We start from the raw sequence: 15,849 nt of genomic DNA on the forward strand, positions 1-15,849 counted from the left end.
TGGGGCAACGTTCAGGAGCTTAGGCGACCCAACCCGCCAGCCAGTCGGCCAGCGCCTGCGGCGTCATCGAGCGCGCATCCGCCAGGGCCGTCTCGCGGCCCGCATTGACCAGCTTGTTGGTCTTCGGGTCCACGATCAGCACGGCGGGCACTCCCGCCAGCCGCCCCTTGATCCCGTAGGACGCGGGAATATCCATATTCTGGTCGAACCGACCGACATCGACCGTCACCACCTCGAAATGCTTGGAAACGAAGGAGCGGAATTGCGGCAACTCCATCGTGCCCGCCAGCAAGCGGCAGTCGAGGCACCAGTTCCCACCCAGATCAATCAACACCCGCTTATGCGCCTTCACCGCCCGCGCACGCGCCGCGGCGATCTCCGCCTTGGCATCACCAGCATGGTAAGGCAGCGGCAGAGGCTTGGGCAGCGCTTCGAAGCTGGCGACGCCCACGCGGGGAGCGGTTACCGGCCCGGCGGCGGCCAGAAGCGCGCAGGCTGCAATCAGAGGCAAAGCAGCTTTCAACGGCGACATGACGATCTCCATCCTTGTTCCCCACCATTGGAGCGCGCCCCTCTCCGCAATGCAATATGGGTTTGCTTGGGCGATGGGTAGAACTGCCCCTACGTGCTCTGCTGGGGGATGAGCGAGGGAAGGTTACGCGCCGCTAGGATCCAGCGGTAAAACGCCTCGATCAGGTGGATACGCATCGTTGTCGGTTCGATTGTAACTCTCTTCAGGCCCTTCAGACATTCGGGCGCGTTGACGATCATGATTTGCTCAAGCCCCCGCACGAGATCACCGCCCTGTTCCGCGCGGAACAGTCGTGTGGCAAGCTCGGGCTGTGTTTGGACGAGGCAGGCTGATAGGGAAAATGCCGCCAAAGATGGTCCGAGGCGGTAACGATTGTGCGCGGCCTCGGTCTTGATGAACCGTGCCCGAACCTCCGGATCAAAGGTTTGTGACCGATCGAGGGCGGCGTCAGGCGCATAGGCCCGTAACGTCCTTTCGATCAAAACGCCCCGGTCGATAGCACTATTCGCATAGTCACCGGTATTTGGATCCGCGTCGAGTAAGCGTGGCGGATAGCATCCGGCATTGGCGACAGCGATCATGAATTGGGCGTATCGCGTGCTAGAAAAATTTGGTGGTCCCTCCACCGCTCTACGCAGCCATTTAGGATCACCAATATCCATCGCACAGCGCAGGAACTGGTCGGCGCGTTCATACGCGATACGGGATCCCAACTCACTCCTCGCCGCCCAATGGACATTGATGGGCAGTTTCACGTGCGGGATCTTTAGCGCCTGTACGATGACTTCGTCGGACGAATTGCTCGCCGGAAGCGCGCCCCTGTCCTTCTTCTGCGACGCGGCGCCCCATACCGAAACGGAAGCGCCAAAGATTGCCCCTATGACGATCAGGTATTCATACAAGCGGCGCATAGCAGGGCTCCCCATGATGAAACCCATCCGATCATGGCCTTCATCTGGAAGACGAGTCAACAAACTGGGGAAAATCAGTTCCTCCGGTCATCGCCGCGACACTTTGCAATCGGTGATTGAAAGGGACTACTCCCCCGCGAAGACGCTCTTCAACTTGGCGAAAAACCCCTGACTTTCGGGACATTCGTCGCCTGTCTCGGTCTCGCGGAAAAGTTCGAGCAGTTCGCGCTGGCGGGTGGACAGCCGCGTCGGCGTTTCGACTTCGATCTGGATGACCAGATCGCCGGTGCCGCGTCCCTGCAACACGGGCATGCCCGCGCCGCGCTGGCGGAGTTGTTTGCCCGACTGAATGCCCGCCGGAATCTTGATCTCGTGCGTGCGCCCATCCAGGCCGGGGATCGATAGCGATCCGCCCAGCGCCGCCGTCGTGAAGCTGATCGGCGCGCGCGCGAACAGGGTCGTGCCCTCGCGCTCGAAGATGGCGTGGCGCTTCACATGCAGGAAGATGTAGAGGTCGCCTGCGGGAGCTCCCCGCGCGCCCGCCTCGCCTTCGCCGGTCAGGCGGATGCGGGTGCCTTCGTCGACGCCCGCCGGGATGTTGACGGCCAGCGTCTTGGTCTTCTCGACCCGGCCCTCGCCGCGGCAGTCGGGGCACGGATCGGCGATGATCTGCCCTGCGCCCTGGCAGACCGGGCAGGTCCGCTCGACCACGAAAAAGCCCTGCTGCGCACGCACCTTGCCATGGCCGCCGCATTGCTGGCAGGTCTTGGCGCTGGTCCCCGCCTTGGCGCCGGTGCCGTCGCAGGTGTCGCACGCCGCCGAGACGTCGACGGTGATCTCGGTCGACTTGCCGTGGAACGCCTCTTCGAGCGTGATTTCCATGTCGTAGCGAAGGTCCGCACCGCGCCTGGGGCTCTGTCGCCCGCCGCCGCGCCCGCCGCCCATGAACTCGCCGAAGACACTTTCGAAAATATCGGAGAAGGCGCCGAAATCCTGCCCGCCATGGCCGCCGCCGCCGCCCATGCCCTGCTGGAACGCGGCATGACCATAGCGGTCATAGGCCGCCCGCTTCTGGGGGTCCTTCAGGCAGTCATAGGCTTCGCTGATCGCCTTGAACTTGGCCTCGGAGTCCTTGCAGCCCGCATTGCGGTCCGGATGGTACTGCATCGCCAGCTTGCGGTAGCGCGACTTGATCGTCGCATCGTCCGCGGTGCGCTCGCATTCGAGCAGTTCATAATAGTCGATCGTCGTGCTCATGCCCGGTCTCGCCCCGTCCGCCTGTGCGTGGCCCGCCGACCGACCGTGCCGTCGGGCCGGACGGAGCGGACGCCCAAGCGCTTCGCCATTTCATGCCCCGAAAGGCGGTATTCTCAACAGCAACCGAAGGCCCGGCCCGCCAACCGGCAGACCGGGCCGACAGCCTTACTTGGTCTCGTCGACTTCCGAGAATTCGGCGTCGACCACATCGTCCTGCTTGGCCGCACCGGCATCGGCGGAGGGCGAAGCCTCGGCCTGCTGCTGCTTCTCGTAGATCGCCTGGCCCAGCTTCATCGCGACCTGAGCGAGGGCCTGCGCCTTCTCGTTCATGGTGTCGGGGTTGCCACCCTCGACCGCCGTCTTGGTCTCGGCGATCGCTGCCTCGATTTCCGACTTCAGCGACGCGTCGACCTTGTCGCCATTGTCGGCCAGCTGACGCTCGGTGGTGTGGATGAGCGACTCGGCGTTGTTCTTGGCCTCGGCCTCGGCACGACGCTTCTTGTCCTCTTCCGCGAACTTCTCCGCGTCACGGACCATTTGGTCGATATCGTTGTCCGACAGACCGCCCGAGGCCTGGATGCGGATCTGCTGCTCCTTGCCGGTGCCCTTGTCCTTGGCCGAGACGTTGACGATGCCGTTGGCGTCGATGTCGAACGTGACCTCGATCTGCGGCACGCCGCGCGGTGCAGGCGGGATGCCGACCAGGTCGAACTGACCCAGCAGCTTGTTGTCCTGCGCCATCTCGCGCTCGCCCTGGAAGACCCGGATCGTCACCGCATTCTGGTTGTCGTCGGCGGTCGAATAGACCTGGCTCTTCTTGGTCGGGATCGTCGTGTTGCGGTCGATCATCTTGGTCATGATGCCGCCCAGCGTCTCGATACCCAGCGACAGCGGGGTCACGTCGAGCAGCAGCACGTCCTTGACGTCGCCCTGCAGCACGCCCGCCTGGATCGCCGCACCCATGGCGACGACTTCGTCGGGGTTCACGCCGGTGTGCGGGTCCTTGCCGAAGAAGTTCTTCACGACCTCACGGACGCGCGGCATGCGGGTCATGCCGCCCACCAGCACCACGTCGGCGATCTCGTCGGCCTTCATGCCCGCATCGGCCAGCGCCTTCTTGCAGGGCTCCAGCGTGCGCTGGATCAGGTCTTCGACCAGACGCTCGAGATCGGCGCGAGTGATCGACTTGACGAGGTGCTTCGGGCCGTTCTGGTCGGCGGTGATGAAGGGCAGGTTGACCTCGGTCGACTGGGCCGAGGACAGCTCGATCTTCGCCTTTTCGGCCGCTTCCTTCAGACGCTGGAGCGCCAGCTTGTCCTTGGTGAGGTCGATGCCCTCTTCCTTCTGGAAGCCCGACGCCAGGAAGTCGACGATCTTGTTGTCGAAGTCTTCGCCGCCCAGGAAGGTGTCGCCGTTGGTCGCCTTCACCTCGAACACGCCGTCGCCGATCTCGAGGATCGAGATGTCGAAGGTGCCGCCGCCAAGGTCATAGACCGCGATCGTCTTGCCGTCCTGCTTCTCCAGGCCGTAAGCCAGCGCCGCCGCGGTCGGCTCGTTGATGATGCGCAGCACTTCGAGGCCAGCGATCTGGCCGGCGTCCTTGGTCGCCTGGCGCTGCGCGTCGTTGAAATAGGCGGGAACCGTGATGACCGCCTGGGTCACCGTCTCGCCCAGATAGGATTCGGCGGTTTCCTTCATCTTCTGGAGCGTGAAGGCGCTGATCTGCGACGGGCTGTAATCCTTGCCGCCCGCATTCACCCATGCGTCGCCGTTCGGACCGCGCGCGATGGCGTACGGGACCAACTCGGTGTCCTTGCGGGTGACGGGATCGTCATAGCGGCGGCCGATCAGGCGCTTCACCGCAAAGATGGTGTTGTCGGGATTGGTCACCGCCTGACGCTTGGCCGGCTGGCCGATCAGGCGCTCGCCATCCTTGGCGAAGGCGACGATCGACGGCGTGGTACGCGCGCCTTCCGCATTCTCGATCACCTTGGGCTTGCCGCCCTCCATGACAGCGACGCAGCTGTTGGTGGTGCCGAGGTCGATGCCGATCACTTTTGCCATAAGTCTCTAAATGCCCCTCAAGAACATAGTCTGGAAGTCAAATGCCGGGGTTCGCCGGTCCCGAAAGCGGCGACCGAAAACCCCGTTCACGAGGCGGATATAGGTGGGCGTTCCGTTGCCGCAAGATTGGATGGAACCTAGGGTCGTGTCAGGATTTGCCGAAACGGGAGGGTTTGCCATGCGTCGCGCCATTTTTCTGGGCCTTTTCGCCGTTGCGGCGACGGCGCTGCCGGGTTGCAGCCAGAAGCCGGAGCTTTATGCCGAGGAGGGCTGGGTCCGCCTTGCCGCCGTGCCCGGACGCCCGGCGGCGGCCTATTTCATCGTTCATGGCGGGCCCAAACCCGTCGACCTCATCTCGGTCAGCAGCGATGTCGCCATCACGTCCGAGATGCACGAAGGCGGAATGGCGATGAAGAAGGTCGACACGGTGCCGATCCCGGCGGGCAGCACCATCGCCTTTCAGCCCGGCGGGCGGCATGTGATGCTGTACGACATGAATCCTGGCGTGAAACCGGGACGCATTCTGTCGTTGCTCCTCACCTTCTCGGACGGGACCCGGCTGCGCCAGGGCGCGCGGGTGATCGGCGCGGCCGATCCGGCTCCGCAAGGGTCGTGACGAAACGCCCCCTCACCCCCGCCGAGGAAGCCCTGGCCCGCAACGTCTTCGGCGATGCGATCGATTATGCGCGGGTGCGGCTGTCGCCGACCAAATGGGCGTTCTTCCAGCCGCGCAATACGGTGATGGCTCCGACCGGCTGCATTCATTTCCATCCGAAGGGCGGGCTGTGGCGCGAGGATTTCGGCACCTGCCCGCTCCATGAGCAGGGGCTGTTCGTGCATGAGATGGTGCATATCTGGCAGCATCAGCGCGGCATCTTCCTGCCGCTCAAGCGCCACCCCTTCTGCCGCTACGACTATGCGCTGAAGCCGGGACAGGCCTTTGCCCGCTATGGGATCGAGCAGCAGGCGGAGATCGTGCGCCATGCCTTTTTGCTGAAACGCGGGGCCGTGGTGGCCGGCGCTCCGCCACTGGCGCAATATGCCACGCTGGTCCCGTTTCGGGGTCAGTAGCGCGCATTGGTCGGCGGGGGCGGCAGATGCGCTCCCCCCCCAACGGAAAAGGGCGGACCAATCGGCCCGCCCCCTTCGTCATTCCATCGTTAAAGGCTTAGTCGGGCTTTTTGGCCACGCCGACCAGAGCCGGGCGCAGCAGACGGTCCTTGATCATATAGCCCGCCTGCATTTCCTGCACGATCGTCCCCGGCTCCTGATCGGAGGGGAGTTCGAGCATCGCCTGATGCTTGTTGGGGTCCAGCGCCTGGCCCATCGCCTCGATCTTGGTGATGCCGTGACGGCCCAGCACGCTTTCCATCTCGCGGCCGGTGGCGTCGAGGCCGGTCACCAGCCCCTTCCACTTGTCGTCCTGGCGCAGTTCGGCAGGGATGGTCGCCAGTGCCCGCTGAAGATTGTCGGCCACCGACAGAATATCGCGCGCGAAGGAAGTCGCGGCATAATTCCGCGCGTCGGCCGATTCCTTTTCGGCGCGACGGCGGACATTCTGAATCTCCGCCTGGGCATAAAGATATTGCTGCTTGGCATCGGCAAGCTGGTTTTCCAGCTCGGCCAGACGGTCCTGCCCCGCCACTTCGGGCGCGGCCTCGGCCGTTTCCTCGCGAAGATCGGTCTGGGGTTCGTTCGTCGTATTGTCGCTCATCATAATCCCTGTTCAGCCCATCATCCGGGCAAGCGTTGCCGCCGTGAAATCCACCATGGGCACGACGCGGGCATAGTTCAACCGGGTGGGGCCGATTACGCCGACCACACCAACCACTTGGCCGTCCAGTCCACGAAACGGCCGGGCGATCACCGACGATCCGGACAATGCGAACAACTTGTTCTCCGCGCCGATGAAGATCCGGGTCGAATCCCCCGCCCGCGCCGAATCGAGCAGGCTGGCAATCTCCTGCTTGCCCTCCAGATCGTCGAGCAGGTCGCGGACCCGCTCCAGATCGGCGGCAGCGGCGGCATCTATCAGCCGTCCCTGCCCCCGCACGATCAGGATCGGGCGGCGATCGCCGTCCTCGCTCCACACCGCCAGCCCCTGCTCGACCAGCGCGCGCGCCGCACCGTCCAGCGCCGCGCGTCCCGCCGCCAGTTCGCGCTCCAGCCGCTCGCGCGCCTGGCCCAGCGTCAGCCCGGCCAGCGTGGCGGACAGGTAATTGCCCGCCTCGATCAACGCCGAGGGCGTCATGCCCGGCGGTAGCTCCAGCACCCGATTCTCGACCGCGCCGTCCTCGGCGACCAGCACCGCCAGCGCCTGGGTCGGCGACAACGGCACGAAGCCGATCGAGCGCAGCTTCATCTCGCGCTTTGGCACCATCACCAGCCCCGCACAGGCCGACAGGCCCGACAGCACCGCCGTCGTCGCCGCCAGCGCCTCCTCGACGGGACCGGAGCGCGCGGCGCGCGCCTCGATCGCGGCGCGCTCCTCGATACTCGGCTCCATCGCGTGCATCATGCCGTCGACGAACAGCCGCAGCCCGATATCGGTCGGCATCCGCCCCGCGCTGGTATGCGGCGCGGCCAGCAGCCCGCGCTCCTCCAGTTCCTGGAGCACGTTGCGGATCGAGGCGGGCGACAGGTTGATCCCCGACAGCGCGATGGTCTTCGACCCCACCGGCTGGCCGCTGGTGAGATAGCTGTCGACCACCACGCGAAAGATATCGCGCGCCCGGTCGGTCAGCTCGGTGATCGGTGGGGTGACCATGCCGGAAATGTAGGCATTCCCCGCACGCCGCTCAACCGCGATCGGGAGACCTTCCTTCTTCTCCGCGCTCTCTGCGCCTCTGCGCGCAAAAAAGAGATTGTTCACGCGAAGCCGCGAAGGCGCGAAGATTGCCAGCCCCCTCTTCGCGGCTTCGCGCCTTCGCGCCTTCGCGTGAACCATTTTGTCGCGCAGAGGCGCAGAGGACGCAGAGAGAAGAGGAGTGTCTTCCGATCGCCACCGTCCGCTCTGGCGCTACCGGCGGGGGCCGGTTAGGGCTGGGGTCAAGGAACAAGGAGAAGACTATGCGCCCGTCCGGCCGGATGCCCGACCAGATGCGTCCCATCACGATCGAGCCGAATTTCACCCGCCACGCCGAAGGTTCGGTGCTGATCGGGTTCGGCGATACCAAGGTACTCGTCACCGCCAGCGTCGAGGAGCGCGTGCCCCCCTTCCTGCGCGGCAAGGGCGAAGGCTGGGTCACGGCCGAATATGGCATGCTCCCCCGTGCCACCCATACGCGCGGCAGCCGCGAGGCGGCCAAGGGCAAGCAGTCGGGCCGCACCCAGGAGATCCAGCGGCTGATCGGCCGCTCCCTGCGCGCCGTCTGCGACCTGAAGGCGCTGGGCGAGCGGCAGATCACCATCGACTGCGACGTGATCCAGGCCGATGGCGGCACCCGCACCGCCGCCATCTCGGGCGCATGGGTCGCGCTGCGCATGGCGGTCAACAAGCTGATGGCCGAGGGCAAGCTGACCAGCGATCCGATCCGCAACAAGGTCGCCGCCGTGTCGTGCGGCATCCACAAGGGGACGCCGGTCCTGGACCTCGACTATATCGAGGATTCGAATGCCGATGCCGATGCGAATTTCGTGCTGATCGAAAACGGCCATATCGCCGAGGTCCAGGCGACCGCCGAGCACGCCACCTATGACGAGGAGGCGCTGCTGCGCCTGCTGCGTCTGGCGCGCATGGGCTGCACCGAGATCTTCGCCGCGCAGGACCGGGCGATCCGCGCATGAGCGGCGAAGGAAACGGCCGCCAGGCGATCCGCAAGCTCGAACCCGGCAAGCTGGTCCTCGCCAGCCACAACAAGGGCAAGATCGTCGAATTCCGCGAACTGCTCGCGCCTTACGGCGTCGAGGTGATTGCGGCCGCCGACCTGGACCTGCCCGAGCCCGAGGAAACCGGCACCACCTTCGTCGCCAATGCCGAGCTGAAGGCGCTGGCGGCGGCGGACCTGTCGGGGCTTCCCGCCCTGTCCGATGATAGCGGCCTGTGCGTCGAGGCTCTCGGCGGCGATCCGGGGCTGTTCTCGGCACGCTGGGCGGGGCCGGACAAGGACTTCGCCATGGCGATGCGCGCGGTCGAGGATCGGCTGAACGAAGAGCCGGACATGAGCCGGACCGCGCATTTCGTCTGCGCGCTGGCGGTCGGCTGGCCCGACGGGCATGTCGAGTGGTTCGAGGGCCGCGTCGACGGCACGATCGTCTGGCCACCCCGTGGGGACCAGGGCCATGGCTATGACCCGATCTTCCAGCCGATCGGCTATACCGAGACGTTCGCCGAGATGGACCAGAACGAAAAGAACCGCATCAGCCACCGCGCCGACGCGTTCGGCCAGTTGGTGAAGGCGGTGTTCTGACCCTTCTAACCCTCCCCTGAAAAGGGGAGGTGGCAGGCCGCAGGCCTGACGGAGGGGTGTCGCGCTATCGAGAGAGTGACACCCCTCCACCATGCTGCGCATGGTCCCACTCCCCTTGCAGGGGCGGAAATTTGTTACCCCTTGGCTAGCCGCTTCTGGTTCGCCGTCACCGCCTTGTGAACCGGCGTCATCGCCTGCAGCGGCATCGACGCGCCGATCAGCATCGCGCGGGCCATCGATTCCCACGCGTCGAGCATCCCGCCGCGCGGATCGTGCCGCGACAGCCGGGACAGGGCCGCCTGATCACGGTTCCAGGACTTTGCCGACTGATCGAAGGCCTTCACCTTCTCGCTGACCATCAACGTCATCTCGGTCACCGAGGACGTACCGGTCGCCATCGCGCCCATGCGGGTGGCGATCACGCTCTGCGCGCTTACCATCGCCTCGCCCGCCATCACGGCGAACCGTGCGGGCGCGGTCCAGAAGGCCATCCACGCCATAGGATCATAGGGATTCGCCATCGCGTCTTACCTTCCCGTCACTCTGTCCGACCGGGTCAGAATGCCCGCTCGCCGACGACGTTGCCCGTCGGGCTATAGCGGCAAACGAGGAAGTCGTCGCGTGTGTTGCTGGCCATCGCGCATCCGACTGCCGTGGATCGTGCCCAGACGATCTGAGTATAATGCGCAACATCGCCAAATCGGCCGGTGCGGCTGGCTTGCGGAATGGGCAGGTTCACGAAGTCGCGCTTCTCGGCGACCCAATGCCCCATCATCTCGTCATAGCTGTACGCGCCGCGCGTGCCGGTCCACAGATTTTCCCCTTGCCGGGTCGGCCCCTGCGGTTGTTCGGCATGCTGGAAGCGCCCCGTCCGCGCCATCTCCTGCGCATAGGACAGCGCGCTCGCCGCCAGACCGTCGTCCCAGGTCAACGGCGGCAAGCCGATCTCGGCCCGTGCCGCGCGATGCCCTTGCACCATGGCTTGACGCAACAATCCGGCGCCACGCGCGGCGGGCGTGTCAGATGCGCGCTCCTCGACCACCCGTGCGGGCGGCCGTTCGCTGGAGCCGCCCTGTGCCGAGACCATGGGACCGCATCCCGCCAGCAGTGCGGCAAGGACGGGCAGCGATAAGAGATGGCGAAGTGCGACCATCGCCGCCATATCGGCACGCATCATGTCCTCCGCAATATCGCCGCCATCGCCGACGCCCGCCCCGCTCGCGCTCTATGTCCACTGGCCCTTCTGCGTCTCCAAATGCCCCTATTGCGACTTCAACAGCCATGTGCGCGAATCGGTCGACCAGGCGGCCTGGCAAAAGGCGCTGCTCGCCGATCTGGCGTATGAGGCGGCGGCGTTGCCGGGGCGGCGGCTGACCTCGATCTTCTTCGGTGGCGGCACGCCTTCGCTGATGCCGCCCGCGACGGTCGCCGCGATCCTCGACGCGGCCGAGCGGCATTGGGGCTTTGCCGACGGGATCGAGATCACGCTCGAGGCCAATCCCTCCTCGGTCGAGGCGGCGCGCTTTGCCGACCTTGCCGCCGCCGGGGTCAATCGCGCCTCGCTGGGCGTGCAGGCGCTGGACGATGAGGCGCTGCGCTTTCTCGGCCGCGCGCATGGGGTGGACGAGGCGCTGCGCGCCCTACAGACCGCACAGGGCCTGTTCGGCCGGGTCAGCTTCGACCTGATCTATGCCCGCCCCGGACAGCCGCTTCCCGATTGGGAAGCGGAACTGAACCGCGCGATCGGTTACGGCACCGAGCATCTGTCGCTCTATCAACTGACGATCGAGCCCGGCACGCGCTTCCATACCGAGGCGGCGGCCGGACGGCTGGTCATTCCGGACGGCGACGCGGCCGCCGACCTGTTCGAGACGACCCGTGCGATCACCGCCTCAGCCGGGCTTCCGGCCTATGAGACCTCCAACCACGCCCGGATCGGCGCGGAGAGCCGCCATAACCTCACCTATTGGCGCTATGGCGATTATGCCGGGATCGGCCCCGGCGCGCATGGCCGCCGTCAGGGGGCGGCCACGGTCCGCCGCAAGAAGCCCGAAAACTGGATGGCGGCGGTGGAGCGCAACGGCCACGGCATCGAGGCCGAGGAAACCCTCCCCTCCGTCACCCGCGCGACCGAGGCTTTGGTCATGGGCCTGCGCCTGACCGAGGGGGTGGACCTGTCCCGCGTGACCGCGCTGGCCGGGGGACGCGATATGGTGAACCAGGCCGCCCTTGCCACACTTTCGAGACAGGGCCTGACCCGCGTCGAGGGCGATCGATTGATCGTCACCGAGGAAGGTGCATTGCTGCTGGATGCGATCCTGCGCGAAGTGGTGATGACCGAGGACCAGATCCCCGCATAGGCCGTCGCTATTCGCTACCGGGAGCGGTCTGGCGCACCGCCTCGCGCAGCCATTCCAGATAAGGGGGCGATGCCTCGACGATCGGCACGGCGACGATCTCGGGCACGTCATAGCTGTGCAGCGCTGCGATCGCCTCGCACAGCGCGGGAAAGCATGTCCGCATCGTCTTGATGTGCAGCATGACCTCGGGATCATGCTGCACCGCGCCGTTCCAGCGGTACCAGCTTTCGATCGGCATCGTCTGGACACAGGCCGCCAGCCGCCGTTCGACTAGTGCCTTCGCTATGGCGACAGCCTCGTCGCGAGAGGCCGCCGCGCACATGACGACGATCGCCTCGTCGCTCAATCCGAGAAACCGGTCGGCGCGGGGGATACGGTGACGGCGGCACCGTCGCGAATCTCCTGCACTTCCAGCGCGCGCTCCGCCACGCCGTCACGGCCGAAGCGGAAGGCCCCGTCGATCCCCGCGAAACCATCGTCCGCGCGCAGCCGCGCCTCGGGGAAGGCCGCGTTCATCTTCCAGTCGCGCGCGATGCGGACGGTCAGCAACACCGCGTCATAACCCAGGCTGGACAGGCGATAGGGCGCCGCGCGGAAGCGCGCACGGTATTTGGTCGCATATTGGCGGTAGAGAGCGTTCGACACGCTGGCGAACCAGGCCCCGTTGAGCGAGGTGCGCGTGGCGATGCCCGATTCGGAATTCCACAATTCGGTGCCCAGCAGCCGCGTCGTCGCGCCCGATCCGCGCTTCAGGACCGGTGCCGCCGCAGCCGCAGCCGCGCCGCCATCGGCGATCAGCACCGCGTCATAGGGGGCCTTGGCGCTCAGCCGCTGCGCCGCTCCGGCGATGCCGCCCGCGACCCGGCCATAAGGCTGGAGCGAGACGACCTGCCCCCCCGCCCCTTCGACCGCGCGAAGGAAAGCGGTGGACGCACGCTCGCCATAGAGACCGTTGGGGACCAGACCGGCAAAGGTCGTCACCCCGCGCCCGCGCGCATAGCCGACGACGCGTTCGATCGACTGGGCCGGGGTATAGCCCATCAGATAGGTGCCGTTCCCCGCCACGCCCGTGTCGTTGGAAAAGCTGATCACCGGCACCTTCGCCGCGCGGGCGATCGGTGCGACGGCGCGAACATCCTCCGACAATAACGGCCCCAGGATCAGCTGAGCGCCTTCGGCGATCGCCTTTTGCGCCGCCGCCGCCGCGCCCGGCGTAGTGTCGTAATTGGTGATTCGGATCGTGTCCGCCTGCGCATCGAGCAGCGCCATCATCGTCGCATTGGCGATCGACTGCCCCACGCCGGCGTTGCTGCCCGACAGCGGCACCAGCAACGCGATGCGATGGCGCGCGGCGTCGTGGGGCAGGCCCGGCTCGACCTCGGTCGAGGGGCGCGGGCTGGTGGGCGCGGGCCGCGCCGGTACCTGTTCAACCGGCCCGCGCGGCACGATCGTCTGACACGCCGCCAGGACCAGCGTCATGGCCAGCGCCACCGCCCGGCCCAGCCGCCCTACCCCGATATTGGGGGCTTTCCGAATGACGGCCCCCGGTTGTGCGAACAGCCCTGCCTCTGTCATGACAATCCCCGTGACCCAATCCGAACATACTCTCGAACCCGGGCTGTACATCGTCGCGACCCCGATCGGCAATCTCGGCGATCTGTCTCCGCGTGCCGCCAACATATTGGCATTGGCCGATGTCATCGCCGTGGAGGACAGCCGCGTGACCGCCGGACTGCTCCGGCATATCGGCGTGAAACGGCCCATGCAGCCCTATCACGACCATAATGCCGAACATGTCCGCCCCGGCCTGATCGCGAAAATGGCGACGCAGGCGGTGGCGCTGGTGTCCGATGCCGGGACGCCGCTGATTTCCGATCCGGGCTATAAGCTGGTCCGCGATGCGCGGGCGGCGGGCCATGCGGTGGTGACGATCCCCGGCCCGTGCGCCGCGATCGCCGCGCTGACGCTGGCGGGGTTGCCGACCGACCGCTTCCTGTTCCTGGGCTTCCTGCCGCCGAAGGAAAAGGCGCGCGCCGATGCCATTGCCGAAATCGCGGCGATCCGCGCCACGCTCGTCCTCTACGAATCGGGTCCGCGCCTCGCCGCGACGCTGAGCGCGCTGGCACAAGGCTTGGGCGACCGGGAGGCGGCGGTGACGCGCGAGATCACCAAGAAGTTCGAGGAAGCGGTGACCGGCACCCTCTCCACCCTCGCCGCCCGTTATGCCGAGGGGGGCCCTAAGGGTGAGATCGCGATCGTCGTGGCCCCGCCCGGCGAAGCGCCGCCCGCCACCGAACAGGATGCCGATACCGCACTGGCCGAGGCGCTGACCCGCCTGCCGGTGGGACGCGCCGCCAGCGAGGTGGCCAAGGCGCTGGGGCTGGATCGCAAGGCGCTCTACACTCGCGCGCTGGCGATGAAGGGAATGGTTTCAGGGGATTAGCAGGTCGCGTTAGCAATTCGGCAAGGGTCGGGAGCGCAAGGACGGTCGGGGGGCCTGGACCATGTACACTATCGATTTCCGTCACGAACTGAACCTGCTGGACATTCGCTGGACGGGCCTGTTCACGCCCGACATCGCGCGCCGCTATGCCCGCGAACTGGTGGATGCCTTTCTACGGAGCGGTTTCCGCCCCGGCTATCGCCTGCGGATCGACATGAGCGCGATCACCGTCCAGCCGCGCGAGGCGGTGATGACGGTGCATGAGGAACTGCGCGACTTCCCCCGTGCCAGCCGCATCGCGATGGTCACGGGCAGCGCGATCGGGCGGCAGCAGATCCGCCGATTGATGAGCCAGCCTTATATGCGGGTCTTCGCCGATTCGGAGGAGAGCCTGGCCTGGCTGACCGCACCGGAGGATGTGCTCGCCTGACCTGTCGCGATGGGCTATCCCCCGGCCCCATGTCGCTGGTCCCCTCCCGCCCCCGTCGCGACCGTCGCGCCGCCGAAGAAGCGGGCCGCCGTGGCGAGCGCCTTGCCGCATGGTGGCTCCGTCTGAAAGGGTGGAGCATCCTCGACCGCCGCGTCCGCACGCCCGCGGGCGAGGTCGACCTGATCGCGCGACGCGGGTCGCTGGTCGCCTTCGTCGAGGTGAAGACGCGCAAGACCGCCGCCGAACTCGACTTCGCGATCGACGCGCGGCGGCTGGCGCGGGTGGCGGCGGCGGCGGAAATCCTGATGCCGAGCTATGCCGGGCCGGGCGACGATATCCGAGTCGACGTGATCCTGCTCGCCCCCGGCACCCGGCCGCGTCACATCGAAAATGCCTGGTGTGGGTGACAGGCGGGCGGTCAGCGATTACGTCCCGGTCGCAATAGCCGCCCAAGGAAGGAAAGCCCCATGTCCCAGTCGCTGACCGTCGCCGTCCAGATGGACCCGATGGACCAGATCAACATCGCGGGCGATTCCAGCTTCGCGCTGATGCTGTCGGCCCAGGCCCGCGGCCACCGGCTCTTCCATTATGACGCAGGCGACCTCAACTGGTCCGATGGGCGGCTCTGGACCAGGGCGCACCCCGTCACGGTGCAGCGGGTCGCGGGCGACCATTACCGCTTCGGCGAGCCGGTGAAGCTGGACCTGGGCGAAGAGGCCGATGTCGTACTGATGCGCCAGGACCCGCCCTTCGATCTGGGCTATATCACCGCCACCCATCTTCTGGAGCGGATCGGCGAGAAGACGCTGGTCGTCAACAATCCGCGCAGCGTGCGCAACGCGCCGGAAAAGGTCTTCGTCCTCGATTATCCGCAATTCATGCCGCCGACGCTGGTCACCCGTTCGCTCGACGAAGCACGCGCATTCCTGGCACAGCATGGCGAGATCGTCGTCAAGCCGCTGCACGGCAATGGCGGCAAGGCGATCTTCAAGGTCGGGCGCGATGGCGCGAACCTGTCGGCGCTGATCGAGGTGTTCAACACCGCCTATCGCGAGCCGCATATGGTGCAGGCCTTCCTTCCGGCCGTGGCCAAGGGCGACAAGCGGATCGTCCTGATCGACGGCGAGGTCGCGGGTGCGATCAACCGCCTGCCGGGCGAGGGCGAGATCCGCTCCAACCTGGCGGTCGGCGGATCGGCGGAGAAGACCGAACTGACGGCCCGCGAACGCGAGATCTGCGACGTGCTGGGGCCCGAACTCAAGCGGCGCGGGCTGCTGTTCGTCGGGATCGACGTGATCGGCGGCGAGTGGCTGACCGAGATCAACGTCACCTCACCCACCGGCATCGTCGCGATCGAGAAATTCGACGGCACCGATGTCGCCGCGATGATCTGGAACGCGATTGAGGCCAGGGTCGCCGCCAAGGGGTGACGCCATTCCTCTC

General features: G+C 66.4%; 19 protein-coding genes. 9 read left to right on the forward strand and 10 right to left on the reverse strand.

Annotated features, from left to right (window positions below; translation table 11 throughout):
- Positions 1-19: 19 nt before the first annotated feature.
- From NZL82_RS07770 to dnaK, 4 genes are all read right to left on the reverse strand, one after another.
- A complete protein-coding gene (locus NZL82_RS07770) occupies positions 20-532 on the reverse strand; it encodes a thioredoxin family protein (RefSeq protein ID WP_261269205.1) in 513 nt (170 codons plus the stop codon).
- A gap of 89 nt (positions 533-621) precedes the next feature.
- Complete coding sequence (locus NZL82_RS07775; protein WP_261269206.1) at positions 622-1,443, reverse strand: hypothetical protein; 822 nt, start codon at positions 1,441-1,443, stop codon at positions 622-624.
- A 126-nt stretch (positions 1,444-1,569) separates the two neighbouring features.
- On the reverse strand, positions 1,570-2,700 hold the full coding sequence (gene dnaJ, locus NZL82_RS07780; RefSeq protein ID WP_261269207.1) for a molecular chaperone DnaJ: 1,131 nt from the start codon (positions 2,698-2,700) through the stop codon (positions 1,570-1,572).
- A gap of 165 nt (positions 2,701-2,865) precedes the next feature.
- Positions 2,866-4,764 (reverse strand): molecular chaperone DnaK, encoded by a 1,899-nt coding sequence (gene dnaK / locus NZL82_RS07785; protein WP_261269208.1) that lies wholly within the window; start codon positions 4,762-4,764, stop codon positions 2,866-2,868.
- A 178-nt stretch (positions 4,765-4,942) separates the two neighbouring features.
- On the opposite strand from dnaK, the gene NZL82_RS07790 reads away from it, so the two are divergent.
- Entirely contained in the window at positions 4,943-5,380 is a 438-nt protein-coding gene (locus NZL82_RS07790; RefSeq protein ID WP_261269209.1) for a copper chaperone PCu(A)C, read from the forward strand.
- On the forward strand, positions 5,377-5,835 hold the full coding sequence (locus tag NZL82_RS07795) for a vgr related protein (RefSeq protein ID WP_261269210.1): 459 nt from the start codon (positions 5,377-5,379) through the stop codon (positions 5,833-5,835). The genes NZL82_RS07790 and NZL82_RS07795 overlap by 4 nt, the downstream gene beginning before the upstream one ends.
- Before the next feature lie 97 nt (positions 5,836-5,932).
- Here NZL82_RS07795 and grpE read toward each other — a convergent pair whose 3' ends face one another.
- On the reverse strand, positions 5,933-6,478 hold the full coding sequence (gene grpE, locus NZL82_RS07800) for a nucleotide exchange factor GrpE (protein WP_261269211.1): 546 nt from the start codon (positions 6,476-6,478) through the stop codon (positions 5,933-5,935).
- Between the two features lie 12 nt (positions 6,479-6,490).
- The gene (gene hrcA, locus NZL82_RS07805; RefSeq protein WP_261269212.1) at positions 6,491-7,531 is read right to left on the reverse strand and encodes a heat-inducible transcriptional repressor HrcA; all 1,041 of its coding nucleotides are present in this window, start codon (positions 7,529-7,531) and stop codon (positions 6,491-6,493) included.
- Positions 7,532-7,833: 302 nt separating this feature from the next.
- On the opposite strand from hrcA, the gene rph reads away from it, so the two are divergent.
- Together rph and rdgB are read left to right on the forward strand one after the other, a co-directional pair.
- Complete coding sequence (rph, locus tag NZL82_RS07810) at positions 7,834-8,550, forward strand: ribonuclease PH (RefSeq protein WP_261269213.1); 717 nt, start codon at positions 7,834-7,836, stop codon at positions 8,548-8,550.
- Complete coding sequence (gene rdgB / locus NZL82_RS07815) at positions 8,547-9,173, forward strand: RdgB/HAM1 family non-canonical purine NTP pyrophosphatase (protein ID WP_261269214.1); 627 nt, start codon at positions 8,547-8,549, stop codon at positions 9,171-9,173. The genes rph and rdgB overlap by 4 nt, the downstream gene beginning before the upstream one ends.
- Before the next feature lie 134 nt (positions 9,174-9,307).
- Here the strand turns inward: rdgB and NZL82_RS07820 are convergent, their stop codons facing one another.
- Positions 9,308-9,673, reverse strand: coding sequence for a hypothetical protein (locus NZL82_RS07820; RefSeq protein ID WP_261269215.1), 366 nt, complete (start codon positions 9,671-9,673; stop codon positions 9,308-9,310).
- 56 nt (positions 9,674-9,729) lie between these two features.
- A complete protein-coding gene (locus NZL82_RS07825) occupies positions 9,730-10,347 on the reverse strand; it encodes a CAP domain-containing protein (RefSeq protein ID WP_314732877.1) in 618 nt (205 codons plus the stop codon).
- A gap of 1 nt (position 10,348) precedes the next feature.
- On the opposite strand from NZL82_RS07825, the gene hemW reads away from it, so the two are divergent.
- Positions 10,349-11,533 carry a radical SAM family heme chaperone HemW gene (gene hemW / locus NZL82_RS07830; RefSeq protein WP_261269216.1) on the forward strand — a complete coding sequence of 395 codons (1,185 nt, stop codon included), beginning with the start codon at positions 10,349-10,351 and terminating at the stop codon, positions 11,531-11,533.
- A gap of 7 nt (positions 11,534-11,540) precedes the next feature.
- Here hemW and cutA read toward each other — a convergent pair whose 3' ends face one another.
- Together cutA and NZL82_RS07840 are read right to left on the reverse strand one after the other, a co-directional pair.
- A complete protein-coding gene (gene cutA / locus NZL82_RS07835) occupies positions 11,541-11,879 on the reverse strand; it encodes a divalent-cation tolerance protein CutA (protein ID WP_261269217.1) in 339 nt (112 codons plus the stop codon).
- Positions 11,876-13,012 carry a penicillin-binding protein activator gene (locus tag NZL82_RS07840; RefSeq protein ID WP_261269359.1) on the reverse strand — a complete coding sequence of 379 codons (1,137 nt, stop codon included), beginning with the start codon at positions 13,010-13,012 and terminating at the stop codon, positions 11,876-11,878. The genes cutA and NZL82_RS07840 overlap by 4 nt, the downstream gene beginning before the upstream one ends.
- Before the next feature lie 94 nt (positions 13,013-13,106).
- Between NZL82_RS07840 and rsmI the strand changes: the two genes are divergently transcribed.
- The 4 genes from rsmI to gshB all read left to right on the forward strand — a co-directional run bounded on the left by rsmI (position 13,107) and on the right by gshB (position 15,836).
- Positions 13,107-13,976, forward strand: coding sequence for a 16S rRNA (cytidine(1402)-2'-O)-methyltransferase (rsmI, locus tag NZL82_RS07845; RefSeq protein ID WP_261269218.1), 870 nt, complete (start codon positions 13,107-13,109; stop codon positions 13,974-13,976).
- A gap of 61 nt (positions 13,977-14,037) precedes the next feature.
- On the forward strand, positions 14,038-14,406 hold the full coding sequence (locus NZL82_RS07850; protein WP_261269219.1) for an STAS/SEC14 domain-containing protein: 369 nt from the start codon (positions 14,038-14,040) through the stop codon (positions 14,404-14,406).
- 29 nt (positions 14,407-14,435) lie between these two features.
- Complete coding sequence (locus NZL82_RS07855) at positions 14,436-14,813, forward strand: YraN family protein (RefSeq protein ID WP_261269220.1); 378 nt, start codon at positions 14,436-14,438, stop codon at positions 14,811-14,813.
- A 60-nt stretch (positions 14,814-14,873) separates the two neighbouring features.
- Positions 14,874-15,836, forward strand: a complete 963-nt coding sequence (gshB, locus tag NZL82_RS07860; RefSeq protein ID WP_261269221.1) for a glutathione synthase — start codon at positions 14,874-14,876, stop codon at positions 15,834-15,836.
- Positions 15,837-15,849: the final 13 nt, after the last annotated feature.

Source organism: Sphingomonas sp. LC-1 (assembly GCF_025371035.1).
Classification (GTDB): Bacteria; Pseudomonadota; Alphaproteobacteria; order Sphingomonadales; family Sphingomonadaceae; genus Sphingomonas; species Sphingomonas sanguinis_E.

What these genes read in the sequence shown, in the direction of transcription:
- NZL82_RS07820 (WP_261269215.1), bottom strand. Translation starts at nt 9,673, where the DNA reads ATGGCGTGGATGGCCTTCTGGACCGCGCCCGCACGGTTCGCCGTGATG.
- NZL82_RS07825 (WP_314732877.1), bottom strand. Translation starts at nt 10,347, where the DNA reads ATGCGTGCCGATATGGCGGCGATGGTCGCACTTCGCCATCTCTTATCG.
- hemW (WP_261269216.1), top strand. Translation starts at nt 10,349, where the DNA reads ATGTCCTCCGCAATATCGCCGCCATCGCCGACGCCCGCCCCGCTCGCG.
- dnaJ (WP_261269207.1), bottom strand. Translation starts at nt 2,700, where the DNA reads ATGAGCACGACGATCGACTATTATGAACTGCTCGAATGCGAGCGCACC.
- NZL82_RS07840 (WP_261269359.1), bottom strand. Translation starts at nt 13,012, where the DNA reads ATGACGCTGGTCCTGGCGGCGTGTCAGACGATCGTGCCGCGCGGGCCG.
- NZL82_RS07775 (WP_261269206.1), bottom strand. Translation starts at nt 1,443, where the DNA reads ATGCGCCGCTTGTATGAATACCTGATCGTCATAGGGGCAATCTTTGGC.
- dnaK (WP_261269208.1), bottom strand. Translation starts at nt 4,764, where the DNA reads ATGGCAAAAGTGATCGGCATCGACCTCGGCACCACCAACAGCTGCGTC.
- rsmI (WP_261269218.1), top strand. Translation starts at nt 13,107, where the DNA reads ATGACAATCCCCGTGACCCAATCCGAACATACTCTCGAACCCGGGCTG.
- NZL82_RS07850 (WP_261269219.1), top strand. Translation starts at nt 14,038, where the DNA reads ATGTACACTATCGATTTCCGTCACGAACTGAACCTGCTGGACATTCGC.
- NZL82_RS07855 (WP_261269220.1), top strand. Translation starts at nt 14,436, where the DNA reads ATGTCGCTGGTCCCCTCCCGCCCCCGTCGCGACCGTCGCGCCGCCGAA.
- NZL82_RS07770 (WP_261269205.1), bottom strand. Translation starts at nt 532, where the DNA reads ATGTCGCCGTTGAAAGCTGCTTTGCCTCTGATTGCAGCCTGCGCGCTT.
- rph (WP_261269213.1), top strand. Translation starts at nt 7,834, where the DNA reads ATGCGCCCGTCCGGCCGGATGCCCGACCAGATGCGTCCCATCACGATC.
- grpE (WP_261269211.1), bottom strand. Translation starts at nt 6,478, where the DNA reads ATGAGCGACAATACGACGAACGAACCCCAGACCGATCTTCGCGAGGAA.
- rdgB (WP_261269214.1), top strand. Translation starts at nt 8,547, where the DNA reads ATGAGCGGCGAAGGAAACGGCCGCCAGGCGATCCGCAAGCTCGAACCC.
- hrcA (WP_261269212.1), bottom strand. Translation starts at nt 7,531, where the DNA reads ATGGTCACCCCACCGATCACCGAGCTGACCGACCGGGCGCGCGATATC.
- gshB (WP_261269221.1), top strand. Translation starts at nt 14,874, where the DNA reads ATGTCCCAGTCGCTGACCGTCGCCGTCCAGATGGACCCGATGGACCAG.
- NZL82_RS07790 (WP_261269209.1), top strand. Translation starts at nt 4,943, where the DNA reads ATGCGTCGCGCCATTTTTCTGGGCCTTTTCGCCGTTGCGGCGACGGCG.